The organism is Streptomyces coerulescens (genome assembly GCF_042657965.1).
GTDB classification, from domain to species: domain Bacteria; phylum Actinomycetota; class Actinomycetes; order Streptomycetales; family Streptomycetaceae; genus Streptomyces; species Streptomyces coerulescens.
In genome coordinates this window covers 111,358-128,692 of record NZ_JBHSKM010000043.1, presented here as the reverse complement: position 1 = coordinate 128,692, position 17,335 = coordinate 111,358, and the positions used below count along the sequence as shown (strand labels likewise).

General features: G+C 70.8%; 14 protein-coding genes. 13 read left to right on the top strand and 1 reads right to left on the bottom strand.

What is annotated here, in order from left to right:
• The first annotated feature begins 4 nt into the window (after positions 1 to 4).
• The 12 genes from ACFPQ9_RS36940 (at position 5) to ACFPQ9_RS36885 (ending at position 15,031) form a co-directional block, all read left to right on the top strand.
• Entirely contained in the window at positions 5 to 1,291 is a 1,287-nt protein-coding gene (locus ACFPQ9_RS36940) for a dihydroorotase (protein ID WP_380863204.1), read from the top strand.
• Positions 1,288 to 1,884, top strand: a complete 597-nt coding sequence (locus ACFPQ9_RS36935; protein ID WP_380863202.1) for a PH-like domain-containing protein — start codon at positions 1,288 to 1,290, stop codon at positions 1,882 to 1,884. Before ACFPQ9_RS36940 ends, ACFPQ9_RS36935 begins: the two co-directional genes overlap by 4 nt.
• A complete protein-coding gene (carA, locus tag ACFPQ9_RS36930; protein ID WP_380863200.1) occupies positions 1,881 to 3,023 on the top strand; it encodes a glutamine-hydrolyzing carbamoyl-phosphate synthase small subunit in 1,143 nt (380 codons plus the stop codon). The genes ACFPQ9_RS36935 and carA overlap by 4 nt, the downstream gene beginning before the upstream one ends.
• Positions 3,016 to 6,324, top strand: a complete 3,309-nt coding sequence (carB, locus tag ACFPQ9_RS36925) for a carbamoyl-phosphate synthase large subunit (protein WP_380863198.1) — start codon at positions 3,016 to 3,018, stop codon at positions 6,322 to 6,324. The genes carA and carB overlap by 8 nt, the downstream gene beginning before the upstream one ends.
• Positions 6,325 to 6,380: 56 nt before the next feature.
• The gene (locus ACFPQ9_RS36920) at positions 6,381 to 7,487 is read left to right on the top strand and encodes a quinone-dependent dihydroorotate dehydrogenase (RefSeq protein ID WP_380863196.1); all 1,107 of its coding nucleotides are present in this window, start codon (positions 6,381 to 6,383) and stop codon (positions 7,485 to 7,487) included.
• Complete coding sequence (gene pyrF, locus ACFPQ9_RS36915) at positions 7,484 to 8,329, top strand: orotidine-5'-phosphate decarboxylase (RefSeq protein WP_380863194.1); 846 nt, start codon at positions 7,484 to 7,486, stop codon at positions 8,327 to 8,329. Before ACFPQ9_RS36920 ends, pyrF begins: the two co-directional genes overlap by 4 nt.
• 320 nt (positions 8,330 to 8,649) lie before the next feature.
• Positions 8,650 to 8,973: an integration host factor gene (locus tag ACFPQ9_RS36910; RefSeq protein ID WP_003977346.1), complete on the top strand. Its 324-nt coding sequence runs from the start codon at positions 8,650 to 8,652 to the stop codon at positions 8,971 to 8,973.
• A gap of 59 nt (positions 8,974 to 9,032) precedes the next feature.
• Positions 9,033 to 9,626 carry a guanylate kinase gene (gene gmk / locus ACFPQ9_RS36905; protein ID WP_380863191.1) on the top strand — a complete coding sequence of 198 codons (594 nt, stop codon included), beginning with the start codon at positions 9,033 to 9,035 and terminating at the stop codon, positions 9,624 to 9,626.
• A 66-nt stretch (positions 9,627 to 9,692) separates the two neighbouring features.
• Positions 9,693 to 9,965, top strand: a complete 273-nt coding sequence (gene rpoZ, locus ACFPQ9_RS36900; protein ID WP_003988945.1) for a DNA-directed RNA polymerase subunit omega — start codon at positions 9,693 to 9,695, stop codon at positions 9,963 to 9,965.
• Positions 9,966 to 10,069: 104 nt separating this feature from the next.
• On the top strand, positions 10,070 to 11,272 hold the full coding sequence (gene coaBC / locus ACFPQ9_RS36895; RefSeq protein ID WP_380863188.1) for a bifunctional phosphopantothenoylcysteine decarboxylase/phosphopantothenate--cysteine ligase CoaBC: 1,203 nt from the start codon (positions 10,070 to 10,072) through the stop codon (positions 11,270 to 11,272).
• Between the two features lie 238 nt (positions 11,273 to 11,510).
• Positions 11,511 to 12,719: a methionine adenosyltransferase gene (gene metK, locus ACFPQ9_RS36890; protein WP_380863186.1), complete on the top strand. Its 1,209-nt coding sequence runs from the start codon at positions 11,511 to 11,513 to the stop codon at positions 12,717 to 12,719.
• 158 nt (positions 12,720 to 12,877) lie between these two features.
• A complete protein-coding gene (locus ACFPQ9_RS36885) occupies positions 12,878 to 15,031 on the top strand; it encodes a primosomal protein N' (protein ID WP_380863184.1) in 2,154 nt (717 codons plus the stop codon).
• 447 nt (positions 15,032 to 15,478) lie between these two features.
• On the opposite strand, the gene ACFPQ9_RS36880 is transcribed toward ACFPQ9_RS36885, so the two are convergent.
• Complete coding sequence (locus ACFPQ9_RS36880; protein ID WP_380863182.1) at positions 15,479 to 16,021, bottom strand: hypothetical protein; 543 nt, start codon at positions 16,019 to 16,021, stop codon at positions 15,479 to 15,481.
• Between the two features lie 308 nt (positions 16,022 to 16,329).
• Between ACFPQ9_RS36880 and fmt the strand changes: the two genes are divergently transcribed.
• On the top strand, positions 16,330 to 17,262 hold the full coding sequence (fmt, locus tag ACFPQ9_RS36875; RefSeq protein WP_380863180.1) for a methionyl-tRNA formyltransferase: 933 nt from the start codon (positions 16,330 to 16,332) through the stop codon (positions 17,260 to 17,262).
• Positions 17,263 to 17,335: the final 73 nt, after the last annotated feature.

The following is a 17,335-nucleotide window of genomic DNA, read 5'->3' as shown; positions in this document are numbered from 1 at the left end:
ACAGATGAGCAAGATCCTTATCCGTGGTGCGAAGGTGCTCGGCGGCGAGCCGCAGGACGTGCTGATCGACGGCGAGACCATCGCCGAGGTGGGCACCGGGCTGAGCGACGAGGGCGCCCAGGTCGTGGACGCGGCCGGCCGCGTCCTGCTCCCGGGTCTGGTCGACCTGCACACCCACCTGCGCGAGCCCGGCCGTGAGGACTCCGAGACCGTGCTGACCGGCACGCGCGCGGCCGCCTCCGGCGGCTTCACGGCCGTGTTCGCCATGGCCAACACCTTCCCGGTGGCCGACACCGCCGGTGTGGTCGAGCAGGTCTACCGGCTCGGCCAGGAGCACGGCTACTGCGATGTACAGCCGATCGGCGCCGTCACCGTCGGCCTGGAGGGCCGCAAGCTGGCCGAGCTGGGCGCCATGCACGAGTCCGCCGCCGGCGTCACCGTCTTCTCCGACGACGGCAAGTGCGTCGACGACGCCGTGATCATGCGCCGCGCGCTGGAGTACGTGAAGGCCTTCGGCGGGGTCGTCGCCCAGCACGCCCAGGAGCCGCGGCTGACCGAGGGCGCCCAGATGAACGAGGGCGTCGTCTCCGCGGAGCTGGGCCTCGGCGGCTGGCCCGCGGTGGCCGAAGAATCGATCATCGCCCGGGATGTCCTGCTCGCCGAGCACGTCGGCTCCCGCGTCCACATCTGCCATCTGTCGACCGCCGGGTCCGTCGAGATCGTCCGCTGGGCCAAGTCCCGCGGTATCGACGTCACCGCCGAGGTCACCCCGCACCACCTGCTCCTCACCGACGAGATGGTGCGCACCTACAACCCGGTCTACAAGGTGAACCCGCCGCTGCGCACCGAGCGTGATGTCATGGCGCTGCGCGAGGCCCTCGCCGACGGCACGATCGACATCGTCGCCACCGACCACGCCCCGCACCCGCACGAGGACAAGGACTGCGAGTGGGCGGCCGCCGCCATGGGGATGGTCGGCCTGGAGACCGCGTTGTCAGTGGTGCAGGAGACCATGGTGGACACCGGGCTCCTCACCTGGGCCGGGGTCGCCGAGCGCATGTCCGTCAAGCCCGCGCAGATCGGGCAGGCGGCGGGGCACGGCCGGCCCGTCTCGGCTGGTGAGCCCGCCAACCTCACGCTCGTCGACACGGAATACCGTGGGTCCGTGGACCCCGCGGGCTTCGCCTCGCGCAGCCGCAACACTCCGTACGAGGGGCGTGAGCTGCCGGGCCGTGTCACGCACACGTGGCTCCGGGGCAAGGCCACGCTCGTCGACGGGAAGCTCACGTGACACCTGCACCACTGCTCGCAGCCGGACTCGCCGCCGAACAGAAGTCGGCCGAGGTGACCGACTGGGCCGCCCGGGTCGGCTGGGTCGTCGGACTCGCCCTCTTCGTCGCGCTCGTCTACTGGCTGATGCGCGAAGGCTGGAAATGGCGCGGCACGCTCCAGAGTGACCTGCCCGAGCTGCCCAGCGCGCCGGACGACCCCGGCCCGGCCAGACTGAGCATGAGCGGCCGCTACCACGGCTCGACCACCGCAGGTCAGTGGCTGGACCGGATCGTGGCGCACGGCCTCGGCACCCGCAGCCGGGTCGAGCTCACCCTGACGGACGCGGGACTGGACGTCGTACGCCCCGGCGCGACCGACTTCTTCGTCCCGGCCGCGCAGCTGCGCGAGGCCCGGCTCGACAAGGGCATCGCCGGCAAGGTCCTGACCGAGGGCGGACTGCTCGTGGTCACCTGGGCGCACGGCGAGCGGCTGATCGACTCCGGGTTCCGCTCGGACCACGCGGCGGAGCACAACGAGTGGGCCGACGTCATTAACTCCATGATCGACAAATCTGTGATCAACACCGACAGCACGGAAGGCGCCGAACGATGACGACCTCCACCAGGGGAGCCGACAAGGTTCCCGCCGTACTCGTCCTGGAGGACGGCCGGATCTTCCGTGGCCGCGCCTACGGGGCCGTGGGGGTGACCTTCGGCGAGGCCGTGTTCTCCACCGGCATGACCGGCTACCAGGAGACCCTCACCGACCCGTCGTACCACCGCCAGGTCGTCGTGATGACCGCCCCGCACGTCGGCAACACCGGCGTCAACGACGAGGACCCGGAGAGCAAGCAGATCTGGGTCGCCGGCTACGTCGTGCGCGACCCCGCGCGCGTGCCCTCCAACTGGCGTGCCAAGCGCTCCCTGGACGAGGAGCTGCGCCACCAGGGCGTCGTCGGGATCTCCAACATCGACACGCGCGCGTTGACGCGCCATCTGCGTGAGCGCGGTGCCATGCGCGTCGGCATCTTCTCCGGCAACGCGCTGCCCGACGAGGCCACCATGCTCGCCGAGGTCCGCCAGGCCCCCGAGATGAAGGGCGCCGACCTCTCCGCCGAGGTCGCCACCAAGGAGGCCTACGTCGTCCCGGCGATCGGCGAGAAGAGGTTCACCGTCGCCGCCGTCGACCTCGGCATCAAGGGCATGACCCCGCACCGCATGGCCGAGCGCGGTATCGAGGTGCATGTGCTGCCGGCCACGGCGACCGCCGACGACGTGTACGCCGTGAACCCCGACGGTGTGTTCTTCTCCAACGGCCCCGGCGACCCCGCCACCGCCGACCACCCGGTCTCCGTCATGCAGGCCGTCTTGGAGCGCGGCACCCCGCTCTTCGGCATCTGCTTCGGCAACCAGATCCTCGGCCGCGCCCTCGGCTTCGGCACCTACAAGCTGAAGTACGGCCACCGCGGCATCAACCAGCCCGTGCAGGACCGTACGACCGGCAAGGTCGAGGTCACCGCGCACAACCACGGCTTCGCCGTGGACGCCCCGACCGACCAGGTCTCCGAGACCCCGTACGGCCGTGCCGAGGTCTCCCACGTCTGCCTCAACGACAACGTGGTGGAGGGACTCCACCTCCTCGACAAGCCGGCCTTCAGCGTCCAGTACCACCCCGAAGCGGCAGCGGGCCCGCACGACGCCGCCTACCTGTTCGACCGCTTCGTATCCCTGATGGAGGGCCAGCGTGCCTAAGCGCACCGATATCCAGTCCGTCCTGGTCATCGGCTCCGGCCCGATCGTCATCGGCCAGGCCGCCGAGTTCGACTACTCCGGCACGCAGGCGTGCCGCGTCCTGAAGTCCGAGGGCCTGCGCGTCATCCTCGTGAACTCCAACCCGGCGACGATCATGACCGACCCGGAGATCGCCGACGCCACCTACGTCGAGCCGATCACCCCCGAGTTCGTCGAGAAGATCATCGCCAAGGAGCGGCCCGACACGCTGCTGCCCACCCTGGGCGGCCAGACGGCCCTCAACACCGCGATCTCGCTGCACGAGGCGGGCACGCTGGAGAAGTACGGCGTCGAGCTGATCGGCGCCAACGTCGAGGCCATCAACAAGGGCGAGGACCGCGACCTCTTCAAGGAGGTCGTCGAGGCCGTCCGCGGCAAGATCGGGCACGGCGAGTCCGCCCGCTCGGTCATCTGCCACTCCATGGACGACGTGCTCCAGGGCGTCGAGACGCTCGGCGGCTACCCGGTCGTCGTCCGTCCGTCCTTCACCATGGGCGGCGCCGGCTCCGGCTTCGCGCACGACGAGGAGGAGCTGCGCCGCATCGCCGGCCAGGGCCTCACGCTCTCCCCGACCACCGAGGTGCTCCTGGAGGAGTCCATCCTCGGCTGGAAGGAGTACGAGCTGGAGCTGATGCGTGACAAGCACGACAACGTCGTGGTCGTCTGCTCCATCGAGAACTTCGACCCGATGGGCGTGCACACCGGCGACTCCATCACCGTCGCCCCGGCGATGACGCTCACCGACCGCGAGTACCAGATCCTGCGCGACATCGGTATCGCCGTGATCCGCGAGGTCGGCGTCGACACCGGCGGCTGCAACATCCAGTTCGCGGTGAACCCCGAGGACGGTCGCGTGATCGTCATCGAGATGAATCCGCGCGTGTCGCGTTCCTCGGCGCTCGCCTCCAAGGCGACCGGCTTCCCCATCGCCAAGATCGCCGCCAAGCTCGCCGTCGGCTACACCCTCGACGAGATCCCGAACGACATCACGCGGGAGACCCCGGCCTCCTTCGAGCCCACGCTGGACTACGTGGTCGTGAAGGCCCCGCGGTTCGCCTTCGAGAAGTTCCCGCAGGCCGACTCCACCCTCACCACCACCATGAAGTCGGTCGGCGAGGCCATGGCCATCGGCCGCAACTTCACCGAGGCGTTCCAGAAGGCGCTGCGCTCGCTGGAGAAGAAGGGCAGCCAGTTCACCTTCGTCGGCGAGCCCGGCGACAAGATCGCGCTGCTCGAAGAGGCGATCCGCCCGACCGACGGCCGGATCAACGCCGTCATGCAGGCCATCCGCGCGGGCGCCACCCAGGAGGAGGTCTTCGAGTACACGAAGATCGACCCCTGGTTCGTCGACCAGCTCTTCCTGATCAAGGAGACCGCCGACGAGATCGCCGGGGCCGCGAAGCTCACCCCCGAGCTGCTCGCCGAGGCCAAGCGGCACGGGTTCTCCGACCAGCAGATCGCCGAGATCCGCGGGCTGCGCGAGGACGTCGTGCGCGAGGTGCGGCACGCGCTCGGTATCCGCCCGGTCTACAAGACGGTCGACACCTGCGCCGCCGAGTTCGCCGCGCGGACGCCGTACTTCTACTCCTCCTACGACGAGGAGACGGAGGTCGCCTCCCGCGAGAAGCCGGCCGTGATCATCCTGGGCTCCGGTCCCAACCGCATCGGCCAGGGCATCGAGTTCGACTACTCCTGCGTCCACGCCTCCTTCGCGCTGAGCGACGCCGGGTACGAGACCGTGATGGTCAACTGCAACCCGGAGACCGTCTCAACGGACTACGACACCTCCGACCGTCTGTACTTCGAGCCGCTGACGCTGGAGGACGTGCTGGAGATCGTCCACGCCGAGCAGCAGGCCGGTCCGGTGGCGGGCGTCGTGGTGCAACTCGGCGGCCAGACCCCGCTGGGTCTGTCGCAGGCGCTGAAGGACAACGGCGTGCCGATCGTGGGCACTTCGCCGGAGGCGATCCACGCGGCCGAGGACCGGGGCGCGTTCGGACGTGTCCTCGCCGAGGCCGGCCTGCCGGCCCCCAAGCACGGCACCGCCACCACCTTCGCCGAGGCCAAGGCCATCGCCGACGAGATCGGCTACCCGGTCCTGGTCCGGCCGTCGTACGTGCTCGGCGGGCGCGGCATGGAGATCGTGTACGACGAGACGCGGCTGTCGGCCTACATCGCCGAGTCGACCGAGATCAGCCCCTCCCGGCCGGTCCTGGTCGACCGCTTCCTCGACGACGCCATCGAGATCGACGTGGACGCCCTCTACGACGGTCAGGAGCTCTACCTCGGCGGCGTCATGGAGCACATCGAGGAGGCCGGCATCCACTCCGGCGACTCGGCGTGCGCCCTGCCCCCGATCACGCTCGGCGGCTTCGACATCAAGCGCCTGCGGGCATCCACGGAGGCCATCGCTCGCGGCGTCGGCGTACGCGGCCTGATCAACATCCAGTTCGCGATGGCCGGTGACATCCTGTACGTCCTGGAGGCCAACCCGCGCGCGTCCCGCACCGTCCCCTTCACCTCGAAGGCGACCGCGGTGCCGCTGGCGAAGGCCGCCGCCCGGATCTCGCTGGGCGCGACCATCGCCGAACTGCGGGCGGAGGGCCTGCTTCCGGCAACCGGCGACGGCGGCGAACTGCCCCTCGACGCGCCGATCTCCGTCAAGGAGGCCGTCATGCCGTGGACGCGCTTCCGCGACATCCACGGCCGCGGCGTCGACACCGTCCTCGGCCCGGAGATGCGCTCCACCGGTGAGGTCATGGGCATCGACTCCGTCTTCGGCACGGCGTACGCCAAGTCGCAGGCCGGCGCCTACGGCCCGCTGCCCACCAAGGGCCGCGCGTTCATCTCGGTCGCCAACCGCGACAAGCGCTCGATGATCTTCCCGGCGCGTGAGCTCGTCGCCCACGGCTTCGAGCTGCTCGCCACGTCCGGCACGGCCGAGGTGCTCAAGCGCAACGGCATAAACGCCACCGTCGTGCGCAAGCAGTCCGAGGGCACCGGCCCGAACGGCGAGCGGACCATCGTCCAGCTCATCCACGACGGCGAGGTCGACCTCATCGTCAACACCCCGTACGGCACCGGCGGCCGCCTCGACGGCTACGACATCCGTACGGCGGCCGTGGCGCGGTCCGTGCCCTGTCTGACGACGGTGCAGGCGCTCGCCGCCGCCGTCCAGGGCATCGACGCCCTCAACCACGGTGATGTGGGCGTGCGTTCCCTCCAGGAACACGCCGAGCATCTGACCGCGGCCCGCGACTAGCAGCCCACGAGGGGGACACCGGAAACGGTGTCCCCCTCTTCCACGAGGACACAGTGATGTACAAGCTTTTCTTCCGTCTGGTGTTCAAGCGGATGGACCCGGAGCAGGCCCACCACCTGGCGTTCCGGTGGATCAGGCTCGCGGTCCGCGTCCCGGTGCTGCGTACGTTCGTCGCCGCCGCGCTCGCGCCCCGCTACAAGGAGCTGCGCACGGAGGCCTTCGGGCTGCGCATGCACGGTCCCTTCGGGCTCGCCGCCGGCTTCGACAAGAACGCCGTCGCGATCGACGGGATGTCGATGCTCGGCTTCGACCACGTCGAGATCGGCACCGTGACCGGCGAGGCGCAGCCGGGCAACCCCAAGAAGCGCCTGTTCCGGCTCGTACCGGACCGCGCGCTCATCAACCGCATGGGCTTCAACAACGAGGGTTCGCTGGCCGTGGCGGCCCGTCTGGCCTCCCGTACGCCCGTGTTCCGGACCGTCGTGGGCGTCAACATCGGCAAGACCAAGGTCGTCCCGGAGGCCGAGGCCGCCGGCGACTACGTGAAGTCGACCGAGCGGCTCGCGCCGTACGCCGACTACCTGGTGGTGAACGTCTCCTCGCCCAACACGCCCGGCCTGCGCAACCTCCAGGCCACGGAGTCCCTGAGGCCGCTGCTGAGCGCCGTCCGTGAGGCCGCCGACCGCACGGTGCCCGGCCGCCGGGTGCCGCTGCTCGTGAAGATCGCGCCGGACCTCGCCGACGAGGACGTCGACGCCGTCGCCGACCTGGCCGTCGAGCTCGGCCTGGACGGGATCATCGCCACGAACACCACCATCGCCCGCGAGGGACTCGGTCTGAAGTCCGACCCCTCCTTCGTGAAGGAGACCGGCGGCCTGTCCGGAGCGCCGCTGAAGGCACGCTCCCTGGAGGTGCTGAGGCGCCTGTACGCGCGCGTGGGCGACCGGATCACCCTGGTCGGCGTCGGCGGCATCGAGAACGCCGAGGACGCCTGGCAGCGCATCCTCGCCGGTGCCACGCTCGTGCAGGGATACAGCGCGTTCATCTACGAGGGGCCCTTCTGGGGCCGCGCCATTCACAAAGGGCTCGCCGTGCGCCTGCGCACCAGCCCGTACGCCACCCTCGCCGACGCGGTCGGCGCCGACGTGAGGAAGACGGCATGAGCTCTCTCGAACCCTTCGGCGCACGTCTGCGCCGCGCCATGGACGAGCGCGGCCCCCTCTGCGTCGGGATCGACCCGCACGCCTCCCTGCTCGCCGAGTGGGGCCTGAACGACGACGTGGCCGGCCTGGAGCGGTTCAGCCGGACGGTCGTCGAGGCCATGGCGGACCGGGTCGCCGTACTGAAGCCGCAGAGCGCCTTCTTCGAGCGCTTCGGGTCGCGCGGCATCGCCGTCCTGGAGAGGTCGGTCGAGGAGGCGCGGGCCGCCGGTGCGCTCGTCGTGATGGACGCCAAGCGCGGTGACATCGGCTCGACCATGGCCGCGTACGCCGAGTCCTTCCTGCGCAAGGACTCCCCGCTGTTCTCCGACGCGCTGACCGTCTCGCCGTACCTCGGCTACGGATCGCTCTCGTCGGCCGTCGCGCTGGCCCGGGAGAGCGGCGCCGGGCTGTTCGTGCTGGCGCTGACCTCGAACCCGGAGGGCGGCGAGGTCCAGCACGCGATCCGCGCGGACGGCCGCACCGTCGGCGCGACGATGCTGGCGCACCTGGCGGCCGAGAACGAGGGCGAGCAGCCGATGGGGTCCTTCGGCGCGGTCGTCGGCGCCACGCTCGGTGACCTGTCGTCCTACGACCTCTCGATCAACGGTCCGATCCTCGCCCCGGGCATCGGGGCCCAGGGCGCCACGCCGGCGGATCTTCCGCAGGTCTTCGGCGCCGCGGCCCGCAATGTCGTTCCCAACGTCAGCCGGGGTGTTCTGCGGCACGGACCGGACGTCGTCGCGCTGCGTGAGGCCGCGTCACGCTTCGCCGACGAGATCGCGCACGCCGTATCGGGTCTCTGACCCCCGTCAGAGGTGTTCGAGCCGGTCGCGGAGGTCCTCCGATGAGTGCCCCGCGGCCGACTTGAGTCTGAATACATCCTCAAATCCAGGGCATTATGTCCTAAATGTCCGACCTGACGGAGGCTGACCAGGACTTTTCCGCTGTTCTCGCTGACTCTGGCGGACTTGGCCGCTAGTCTCCGACGAGTGAGGGAGCCTCCCACGCCCTTCAGGCAGTGGGGGAGTACGGGCAGCGTGTTGCTCGTGGCTCCCCAGGTGTGGGGCGACTAGGTTCCTCACCGGTCCGTATCCGACAGTTCGACATCCGAGGTGACGTAGGCGTGGCTCTTCCGCCCCTTACCCCTGAACAGCGCGCAGCCGCGCTCGAAAAGGCCGCCGCGGCTCGCCGGGAGCGGGCCGAGGTCAAGAATCGACTCAAGCACTCCGGCGCCTCCCTTCACGAGGTCATCAAGCAGGGCCAGGAGAACGACGTCATCGGCAAGATGAAGGTCTCCGCGCTGCTCGAGTCCCTGCCGGGCGTGGGCAAGGTCCGCGCCAAGCAGATCATGGAGCGACTCGGCATCTCCGAGAGCCGCCGCGTGCGTGGCCTCGGCTCCAACCAGATCGCCTCCCTGGAGCGTGAGTTCGGCAGCACCGGCTCCTGAGTCCGCGCTCTTGGGACAGGGAGTCCCGGGCACTCCGGGATTGCTGGAATAATCGCTGCATGGCTGCAACATTCCGGGGGACGACCCCCGAGCCCCCGGACGTACGTCCGCGGCTGACCGTGCTCTCCGGCCCCTCAGGGGTCGGCAAGAGCACGGTCGTCGCCCATATGCGCAAGGAACACCCCGAGGTCTGGCTCTCGGTGTCGGCGACGACCCGCAAGCCCCGCCCCGGCGAGAGGCACGGTGTCCAGTACTTCTTCGTCACCGACGACGAGATGGACAAGCTGATCGCCAACGGTGAGCTGCTGGAGTGGGCCGAGTTCGCGGGCAACCGCTACGGCACGCCGCGTGCGGCCGTGCTGGAGCGGCTGGAGGCGGGTGAGCCCGTCCTGCTGGAGATCGACCTCCAGGGGGCCCGGCAGGTCCGGGAGTCCATGGCCGAGGCTCAGCTGGTGTTCCTGGCTCCTCCCTCCTGGGAGGAGCTCGTGCGCAGACTCACCGGACGTGGCACCGAGCCACCCGAGGTGATCGAGCGCCGGCTGGACGCGGCGAAGGTCGAGCTGGCGGCCGAGCCGGAGTTCGACACCACCTTGGTCAACACCTCCGTCGAGGACGTGGCGCGCGAGCTGCTAGCCTTGATGGACGTTGTGTGATCGTGCCTGATCGTTACAGGCTTGATCATTCACACTGATTCTTTCCCATCCATCGGAAGGTAGAGCGTGTCCTCTTCCATCTCCGCGCCCGAGGGCATCATCAACCCGCCGATCGACGAGCTCCTCGAGGCCACCGACTCGAAGTACAGCCTCGTGATCTACGCGGCCAAGCGGGCCCGCCAGATCAACGCGTACTACTCGCAGCTCGGCGAGGGCCTCCTCGAGTACGTCGGTCCGCTCGTCGACACCCACGTGCACGAGAAGCCGCTCTCGATCGCCCTGCGCGAGATCAACGCGGGTCTGCTGACGTCCGAGGCCGTCGAGGGCCCGGCGCAGTAAGTCGTATTTTCAGCTTTCAGCTGGCTTTTCCACAGGCCCGGCAGCGCGACTGTCGGGCCTGTGGTGTGTGATGGACCCGTACGTTGCCGAGCCGGGGAGAGACGGTGGACAAGCCGAAGGTCGTTCTGGGGGTCAGCGGCGGCATCGCCGCGTACAAGGCCTGTGAGCTGCTGCGCCGACTCACCGAGTCGGGACACGACGTCCGTGTCGTCCCCACCGCCTCCGCCCTGCACTTCGTCGGCGCCGCCACCTGGTCCGCCCTCTCCGGCAACCCCGTCTCGACGGAGGTCTGGGACGACGTCCACGAGGTCCCGCACGTCCGCATCGGCCAGCACGCCGACCTGGTGATCGTCGCCCCGGCCACGGCCGACATCCTCGCCAAGGCGGCCCACGGCCTCGCCGACGACCTGCTGACCAACACCCTGCTCACCGCCCGCTGCCCGGTGGTCTTCGTCCCCGCCATGCACACCGAGATGTGGGAGCACGCGGCCACCCAGGAGAACGTGGCGACGCTGCGCAGGCGCGGCGCGGTCGTCATCGAGCCCGCCGTCGGCCGGCTCACCGGCGTCGACACCGGCAAGGGCCGGCTGCCCGACCCCGCCGAGATCTTCGAGGTCTGCCGCCGTGTGCTGGCCCGCGGCGTCACCGAGCCCGACCTCAAGGGGCGGCACGTCGTCGTCAGCGCCGGCGGCACCCGCGAGCCCCTCGACCCGGTCCGCTTCCTCGGCAACCGTTCCTCCGGCAAGCAGGGCTACGCCCTCGCCCGCACCGCCGCCGCCCGGGGCGCCCGTGTCACGCTGGTCTCGGCGAACACCGGGCTGCCCGAGCCGGCCGGCGTGGACGTCGTGCCGGTCGGCACCGCGGTGCAGCTGCGGGAGGCGATTCTCAAGGCCGCCTCGGACGCCGATGTGGTGGTGATGGCGGCCGCGGTCGCCGACTTCCGCCCCGCGACCTACGCCGCCGGAAAGATCAAGAAGAAGGACGGGGAGGACCCGGAACCCATCGTTCTGGTGCGTAATCCGGACATCCTCGCGGAGATCTCCACCGACCGCGCCCGCCCCGGCCAGGTGATCGTCGGCTTCGCCGCCGAGACCGACGACGTGCTGGCCAACGGCCGTAAGAAGCTGGAACGCAAGGGGTGCGACCTCCTCGTCGTGAACGAGGTGGGGGAGCGCAAGACGTTCGGCTCGGAGGAGAACGAGGCGGTCGTCCTGGGCGCCGACGGCAGCGAGACCCCGGTCCCCCACGGGCCCAAGGAGGCCCTGGCCGAAACCGTGTGGGACCTGGTGGCGCGACGGCTCGGGTGAATTGTTTGATGCGCTCGGGCTTCTCTGGTGCCTTGCTTGATTCGGGTGTGGCGTGCCTGGTCAAGGGTGTGTGACAGTGGGCAGAATGCCCGTGCCGCAGGTCACAGCCCTCCCGAGAGGCGAGACAGGGGGTCCGTGACCGAGCACGACAGATAAACTGTCCTCGGACGACGCCGGGCGCAGCCCCCGACCGTCCGCCAATGATCAGCCAGCAGCCGCTGCAACCACAGGGAGCGTTGTGTCCCGTCGCCTGTTCACCTCGGAGTCCGTGACCGAGGGTCACCCCGACAAGATCGCTGACCAGATCAGCGACACCATTCTCGACGCGCTTCTGCGCGAGGACCCGTCTTCCCGGGTCGCTGTCGAGACCCTGATCACCACCGGGCTCGTGCATGTGGCCGGAGAGGTCACGACCAAGACGTACGCGGACATCGCGACGCTGGTCCGGAACAAGATCCTCGAGATCGGCTACGACTCCTCGAAGAAGGGATTCGACGGCGCCTCCTGTGGCGTCTCGGTCTCGATCGGCGCGCAGTCGCCGGACATCGCACAGGGCGTGGACACGGCGTACGAGAACCGGGTCGAGGGCGACGAGGACGAGCTGGACCGTCAGGGCGCCGGTGACCAGGGCCTGATGTTCGGCTACGCGACGGACGAGACGCCCACGCTGATGCCGCTGCCGATCTTCCTGGCGCACCGTCTGTCCAAGCGCCTCTCCGAGGTCCGCAAGAACGGCACCATCCCCTACCTGCGCCCCGACGGCAAGACGCAGGTCACCATCGAGTACGACGGTGACAAGGCGGTCCGTCTGGACACGGTGGTCGTCTCCTCGCAGCACGCGAGCGACATCGACCTCGACTCGCTCCTCGCGCCCGACATCCGGGAGTTCGTGGTCGAGCCGGAGCTGAAGGCTCTTCTCGACGACGGCATCAAGCTGGACACCGAGAACTACCGCCTCCTCGTCAACCCCACCGGCCGCTTCGAGATCGGCGGTCCGATGGGTGACGCGGGTCTGACCGGCCGGAAGATCATCATCGACACGTACGGCGGCATGGCCCGGCACGGCGGTGGCGCCTTCTCCGGCAAGGACCCGTCCAAGGTGGACCGTTCGGCGGCGTACGCGATGCGCTGGGTCGCCAAGAACGTCGTCGCCGCGGGTCTGGCCGCGCGCTGCGAGGTCCAGGTGGCGTACGCGATCGGCAAGGCCGAGCCGGTCGGCCTGTTCGTCGAGACCTTCGGCACCCACAAGATCGAGCCCGAGAAGATCGAGAAGGCCATCGACGAGGTCTTCGACCTGCGTCCGGCCGCGATCATCCGCGACCTCGACCTGCTCCGCCCGATCTATGCCCAGACGGCGGCCTACGGCCACTTCGGCCGCGAGCTGCCGGAGTTCACCTGGGAGCGGACGGACCGGGTGGAGGCGCTGAAGAAGGCTGCGGGGCTGTAAGCCCGGCTCAACGGTTCGTGTGAGGCCCGGTCCCTTCGGGGGCCGGGCCTCGTCGTGTGCCGGAACGCTGCCGGGTGGTCCAAGGCAGAGTGCGGTCCGTCGTCTTGGGGAACTCGGGTGGGCGTCGGTTGTCAGTGGTGTTTGGTAAGAATGCAAGCGTGAGCAGCGAGAACGGGAGTGGTGGCGGTGGCGCCGACGGGGCGTCGCCCGAGCAGCTCGCGCTCATTCGGGAGAGTGTGCGGCAGGCCAGGACGCCGCGGGCGAAGCCCAGGACCTGGCGGGGGGCCAGGCTCGCCGAGCGGTTGCCGGTGGCGAGGGTGCTGGTCGACAAGGGTGTGCTGCATCTCGACCGGTACTTCGACTACGCCGTGCCGGAGGAGTTGGACGCGGACGCGCAGCCCGGAGTGCGGGTGCGGGTGCGGTTCGGGGCCGGGCGGCATCGTGTGCGCGAAGGGCGGCGTGAGGGCGGTGGGCTCATCGACGGGTTCCTCGTCGAGCGGGTCGCGCAGTCCGACTATGCGGGGCCGCTGGCTGCGCTCGCACAGGTCGTCTCGCCCGAGCCGGTCTTGAGCGAAGAGCTGCTGGGGCTCGCGCGGGCCGTGGCCGACCGGTACGCCGGAGGGCTTGCCGATGTGCTTCAGCTGGCCGTGCCGCCGCGCAGCGCCCGGGCCGAGAAGCGGCCCTCGCCGGAGCCGCTTCCGCCGCCCGGCCGGCCCGAGGCGGGGTCCTGGGGCCGCTATGAGCGCGGGACCGGCTTCCTGGACGCGCTCGCTTCCGGGGGCGCCCCGCGAGCCGTGTGGAATGCGCTGCCCGGGCCCGAGTGGAGTGAGGAACTGGCGCGGGCGGTCGTCGCCACGCTGGCCTCCGGGCGAGGGGCGCTCGTCGTGCTGCCGGACGGGCGGGCCGTGGCGCGGGTCGATGCCGCACTGACCTCGCTGATGGGCGAGGGGCGGCATGCCGTGCTCACCGCCGACGCCGGGCCCGAGAAGCGGTACCGGGAGTGGCTCGCGGTGCGGCGTGGGAGTGTGCGGGCGGTCGTGGGGACCCGGGCCGCCATGTTCGCGCCCGTGCAGGATCTTGGGCTGGTCGCCCTCTGGGACGACGGCGACGACAGCCACAGCGAGCGGCACGCCCCGCAGCCCCATGCCCGCGAGGTGCTGCTGCTCCGGGCCGCCCAGGACAAGTGCGGCTTCCTGCTGGGAAGTTGGAGCTGCACTGTCGAGGCCGCGCAGCTCGTGGAGAGCGGCTGGGCCCGGCCGTTGGTCGCCGCGCGCGAGCAGGTGCGGGGTGCGGCTCCGCTGGTACGGACCGTCGGCGACGGCGATCTCGCGCGGGACGAGGCCGCCCGCGCCGCCCGGTTGCCCACGCTCGCCTGGCAGGCGGTGCGGGAAGGGCTGCGGCAAGGACCGGTGCTCGTGCAGGTGCCGCGGCGTGGATACGTGCCGCGGATGGCCTGCGCCAACTGCCGGGCGCCCGCCCGGTGCCGGCACTGCTCCGGGCCGCTGGAGGCGCAGGGTTCCGGGGCCGATCTGCGGTGCGGGTGGTGCGGGCGCGACGAGGGTGCCTGGCACTGTCCGGAGTGCGGTGGCTTCCGGCTGCGTGCCCAGGTGGTGGGGGCGCGCCGGACCGCCGAGGAGCTGGGGCGGGCCTTTCCCGCCGTTCCGGTGCGGACGTCCGGGCGTGAACATGTCCTGGACACCGTGCCGGGCACGCCCTCGCTGGTCGTGAGCACACCGGGCGCCGAGCCCGTCGCCGAGGGCGGCTATGCCGCAGCGCTGCTGCTGGACGGCTGGGCCATGCTCGGGCGGCCCGACCTGCGGGCGGGGGAGGACGCGCTGCGCCGCTGGATCGGGGCCGCGTCGCTGGTCCGGCCGCAGAGCGCCGGGGGGACCGTGGTCGTCGTCGCCGAACCCACGCTGCGGCCCGTACAGGCGCTGGTGCGGTGGGACCCGGTCGGGCACGCCGTGCGTGAGCTCGGTGAGCGGGCCGAGCTGGGCTTTCCGCCGGTGTCCCGGATGGCCGCGGTGTCCGGGCCCGGGGAGGCCGTCGCCGAGTTTCTCCGTACGGCCGAGCTGCCGCCGGACGCCGAGGTGTTGGGGCCCGTGCCGCTGGCCGTCACGGCGGTCGGACGGCCCCGTCGCGTGGGTGGGCCGCCGCCGGGGGAGCACTGGGACCGGGCGTTGATCCGGGTGCCGCCGGGCAGCGGGGCCGCGCTGGCGTCCGCGCTGAAGGCCGCACAGGCGGCCCGCATGGCACGCGGGGCGAGCGAGGTCGCGGTGCGGGTTCGGATTGATCCGCCTGACATCGGGTGAGGGGGACTTCCACGCGGGCTGGGCGCGCCGCCCGAGGCCGGAGCGCGATGGACGGTGCCGTGTTGCTGGCGAGTGGAAGTCGGGAGGCGACTGGGCGGAGGGCGGCGCCATCGGGAGGCCGTGAGCCCAGGAGGCCGAGGGGAGGGGGCGCGAGGCAGGGGCTCTGCGACTTGGTGACGCCTGTGGCCGGCGATGGCGCGAGTTCGCATGCCGCTGTGCCGGGAACTCGCATGCCCGCCACCCCGCCGATACCCACCCCTCCGTGACGCCGAGAACCGCTGCGGGGCGGACGTAAGCCCAAACCAGACGTAGCTCAAGCCATCGGCGCCACTCGCCGACCCCGGAAGCCGTGCGTGCGTCGAGGTCGCGGCGGTGGGAGCTCCGTGGTTGTCGCCGGGCAAGACTCTGCCCTCCCGGGTGCGCTCCAGGAGGGCAGAGTGCTGGGGGTCAGCCGTTGCGGGGGCCGGGGAATGCCGTGGGCCTGGCCTCGTCGCGGAGGCCGGGGCTGCCCGCTGTCGGCTGTGTCGGCATCGAGCGGGCCGCGGGGACCGTCGGCACCGTGGGGAGGGCGGTGGAGACATTGACCGTCCGGGTGCCCGAGGGCTCGGACGTGCGCTCGGCCTCTGCCGCCGCCTGCGTGGCGGCACGGCGCGCGCCGTAGCGACGGTGGACCGCCTGCTTGGTGACGCCGAGGGCGGAACCCACCGCGTCCCAGGAGAAGCCGAGCGAGCGGTCGAAGTCCACGGCCGCCGTGACCAGCGTTTCTACGCTGTCCCGCAGCTCCTGGGCGAGACGGACCGTCGGGGCGGGTGCGCGTCCGTAGACGACGAAGCCCGTGGAAGGACCGGAGCGGCGCGGGCGGTAGACGTTGCCCAGTTGCGCGGTGAGCGTGCGCAGTGCGTCCACCTGCCGGCGGACCCGCTCGATGTCCCGCACCAGCAAGTGCAGGCTGGCCCGAGCCTGGGCGTCGTGGGTTGCGTGGTCGGCCATGAACAAGCCTCTCGAACCGGCGTTGAAAAGGAGAGGGCCGCGGGTACGGCGCTTGCGGCCCGTTGTGGTCAACTCTTTCTTGACCAACGCGGGAGTGCTCCGCGGGTCACGCACTGGGGGCGTGTGGGCATATGCCTACGCCCCTGGGTGGTGTGTACGCCCAGACCTTCGGCCTCGGACGACTCCCATAGACTTGTGCGTTGCCCAACCCGATCCCAGTAGATCCACTGACCCGAACCGACCCCCACCAACCCCCGCCGACCCCCACCGATCTCAACTGATCCTGACCGAGAGGCCCGTGCCCACCCATGAAGCTTGTCTTCGCCGGTACCCCCGAGGTCGCCGTTCCCGCTCTGGACGCTCTGATCGCCTCCGGGCGGCACGACGTGGCCGCCGTCGTCACGCGGCCCGACGCGCCGGCCGGCCGTGGACGCAGGCTGGTGGCGAGCCCGGTGGCCGAGCGGGCCGAGGAGGCCGGGATCGAGGTGCTCAAGCCCGCCAAGCCGCGCGACCCCGAGTTCCTGGACCGGCTGCGGGAGATCGCGCCGGACTGCTGCCCCGTCGTCGCCTACGGCGCCCTGCTGCCCCGCGTCGCCCTCGACGTGCCCGCCCACGGCTGGGTCAACCTGCACTTCTCGCTGCTGCCCGCCTGGCGCGGCGCGGCGCCCGTGCAGCACTCCATCATGGCGGGCGACGAGATCACGGGGGCCTCCACCTTCCTCATCGAGGAGGGGCTGGACTCCGGGCCCGTCTACGGCACCGTCACCGAGGCCATCCGGTCCACCGACACCAGCGGCGACCTGCTGACCCGGCTCGCCTTCGCGGGCGCCGGGCTGCTCGCCGCCACCATGGACGGGATCGAGGACGGCACGCTGAAGGCCGTACCGCAGCCGGCCGACGGGATCACCCACGCCCCCAAGGTCAACGTCGAGGACGCGCACATCGACTGGAACGCTCCCTCGCTGCGCGTCGACCGGCTGGTGCGCGGGTGCACCCCCGCGCCGGGTGCCTGGACCACCTTCCGCGGTGAGCGGCTCAAGCTCATCCAGGTGCAGCCGGTGCCGGGGCGGGACGACCTCGCCCCGGGTGCGCTGTCCGTGGGGAAGAACAACGTGTACGTCGGGACCGGGTCGTACGCCGTCGAGCTGCTGTGGGTGCAGGCGCAGGGCAAGAAGCCGATGCGTGCCGCCGACTGGGCGCGGGGCGTGCGGATCGGGGACGGGGAGAGCGTCGGGGCGTAGCCGGCCGTCCGCCGGGAGGGCCGTGCGACGTAGGCTGGTCGTACATCTCATCCAGTAATCCGGAGCACCTTTT

Excerpts from the sequence above, each read along its gene's own strand:
- ACFPQ9_RS36940 (WP_380863204.1), top strand. The coding sequence starts at position 5 with ATGAGCAAGATCCTTATCCGTGGTGCGAAGGTGCTCGGCGGCGAGCCG.
- carA (WP_380863200.1), top strand. The coding sequence starts at position 1,881 with ATGACGACCTCCACCAGGGGAGCCGACAAGGTTCCCGCCGTACTCGTC.
- ACFPQ9_RS36920 (WP_380863196.1), top strand. The coding sequence starts at position 6,381 with ATGTACAAGCTTTTCTTCCGTCTGGTGTTCAAGCGGATGGACCCGGAG.
- pyrF (WP_380863194.1), top strand. The coding sequence starts at position 7,484 with ATGAGCTCTCTCGAACCCTTCGGCGCACGTCTGCGCCGCGCCATGGAC.
- gmk (WP_380863191.1), top strand. The coding sequence starts at position 9,033 with ATGGCTGCAACATTCCGGGGGACGACCCCCGAGCCCCCGGACGTACGT.
- ACFPQ9_RS36880 (WP_380863182.1), bottom strand. The coding sequence starts at position 16,021 with ATGGCCGACCACGCAACCCACGACGCCCAGGCTCGGGCCAGCCTGCAC.
- fmt (WP_380863180.1), top strand. The coding sequence starts at position 16,330 with ATGAAGCTTGTCTTCGCCGGTACCCCCGAGGTCGCCGTTCCCGCTCTG.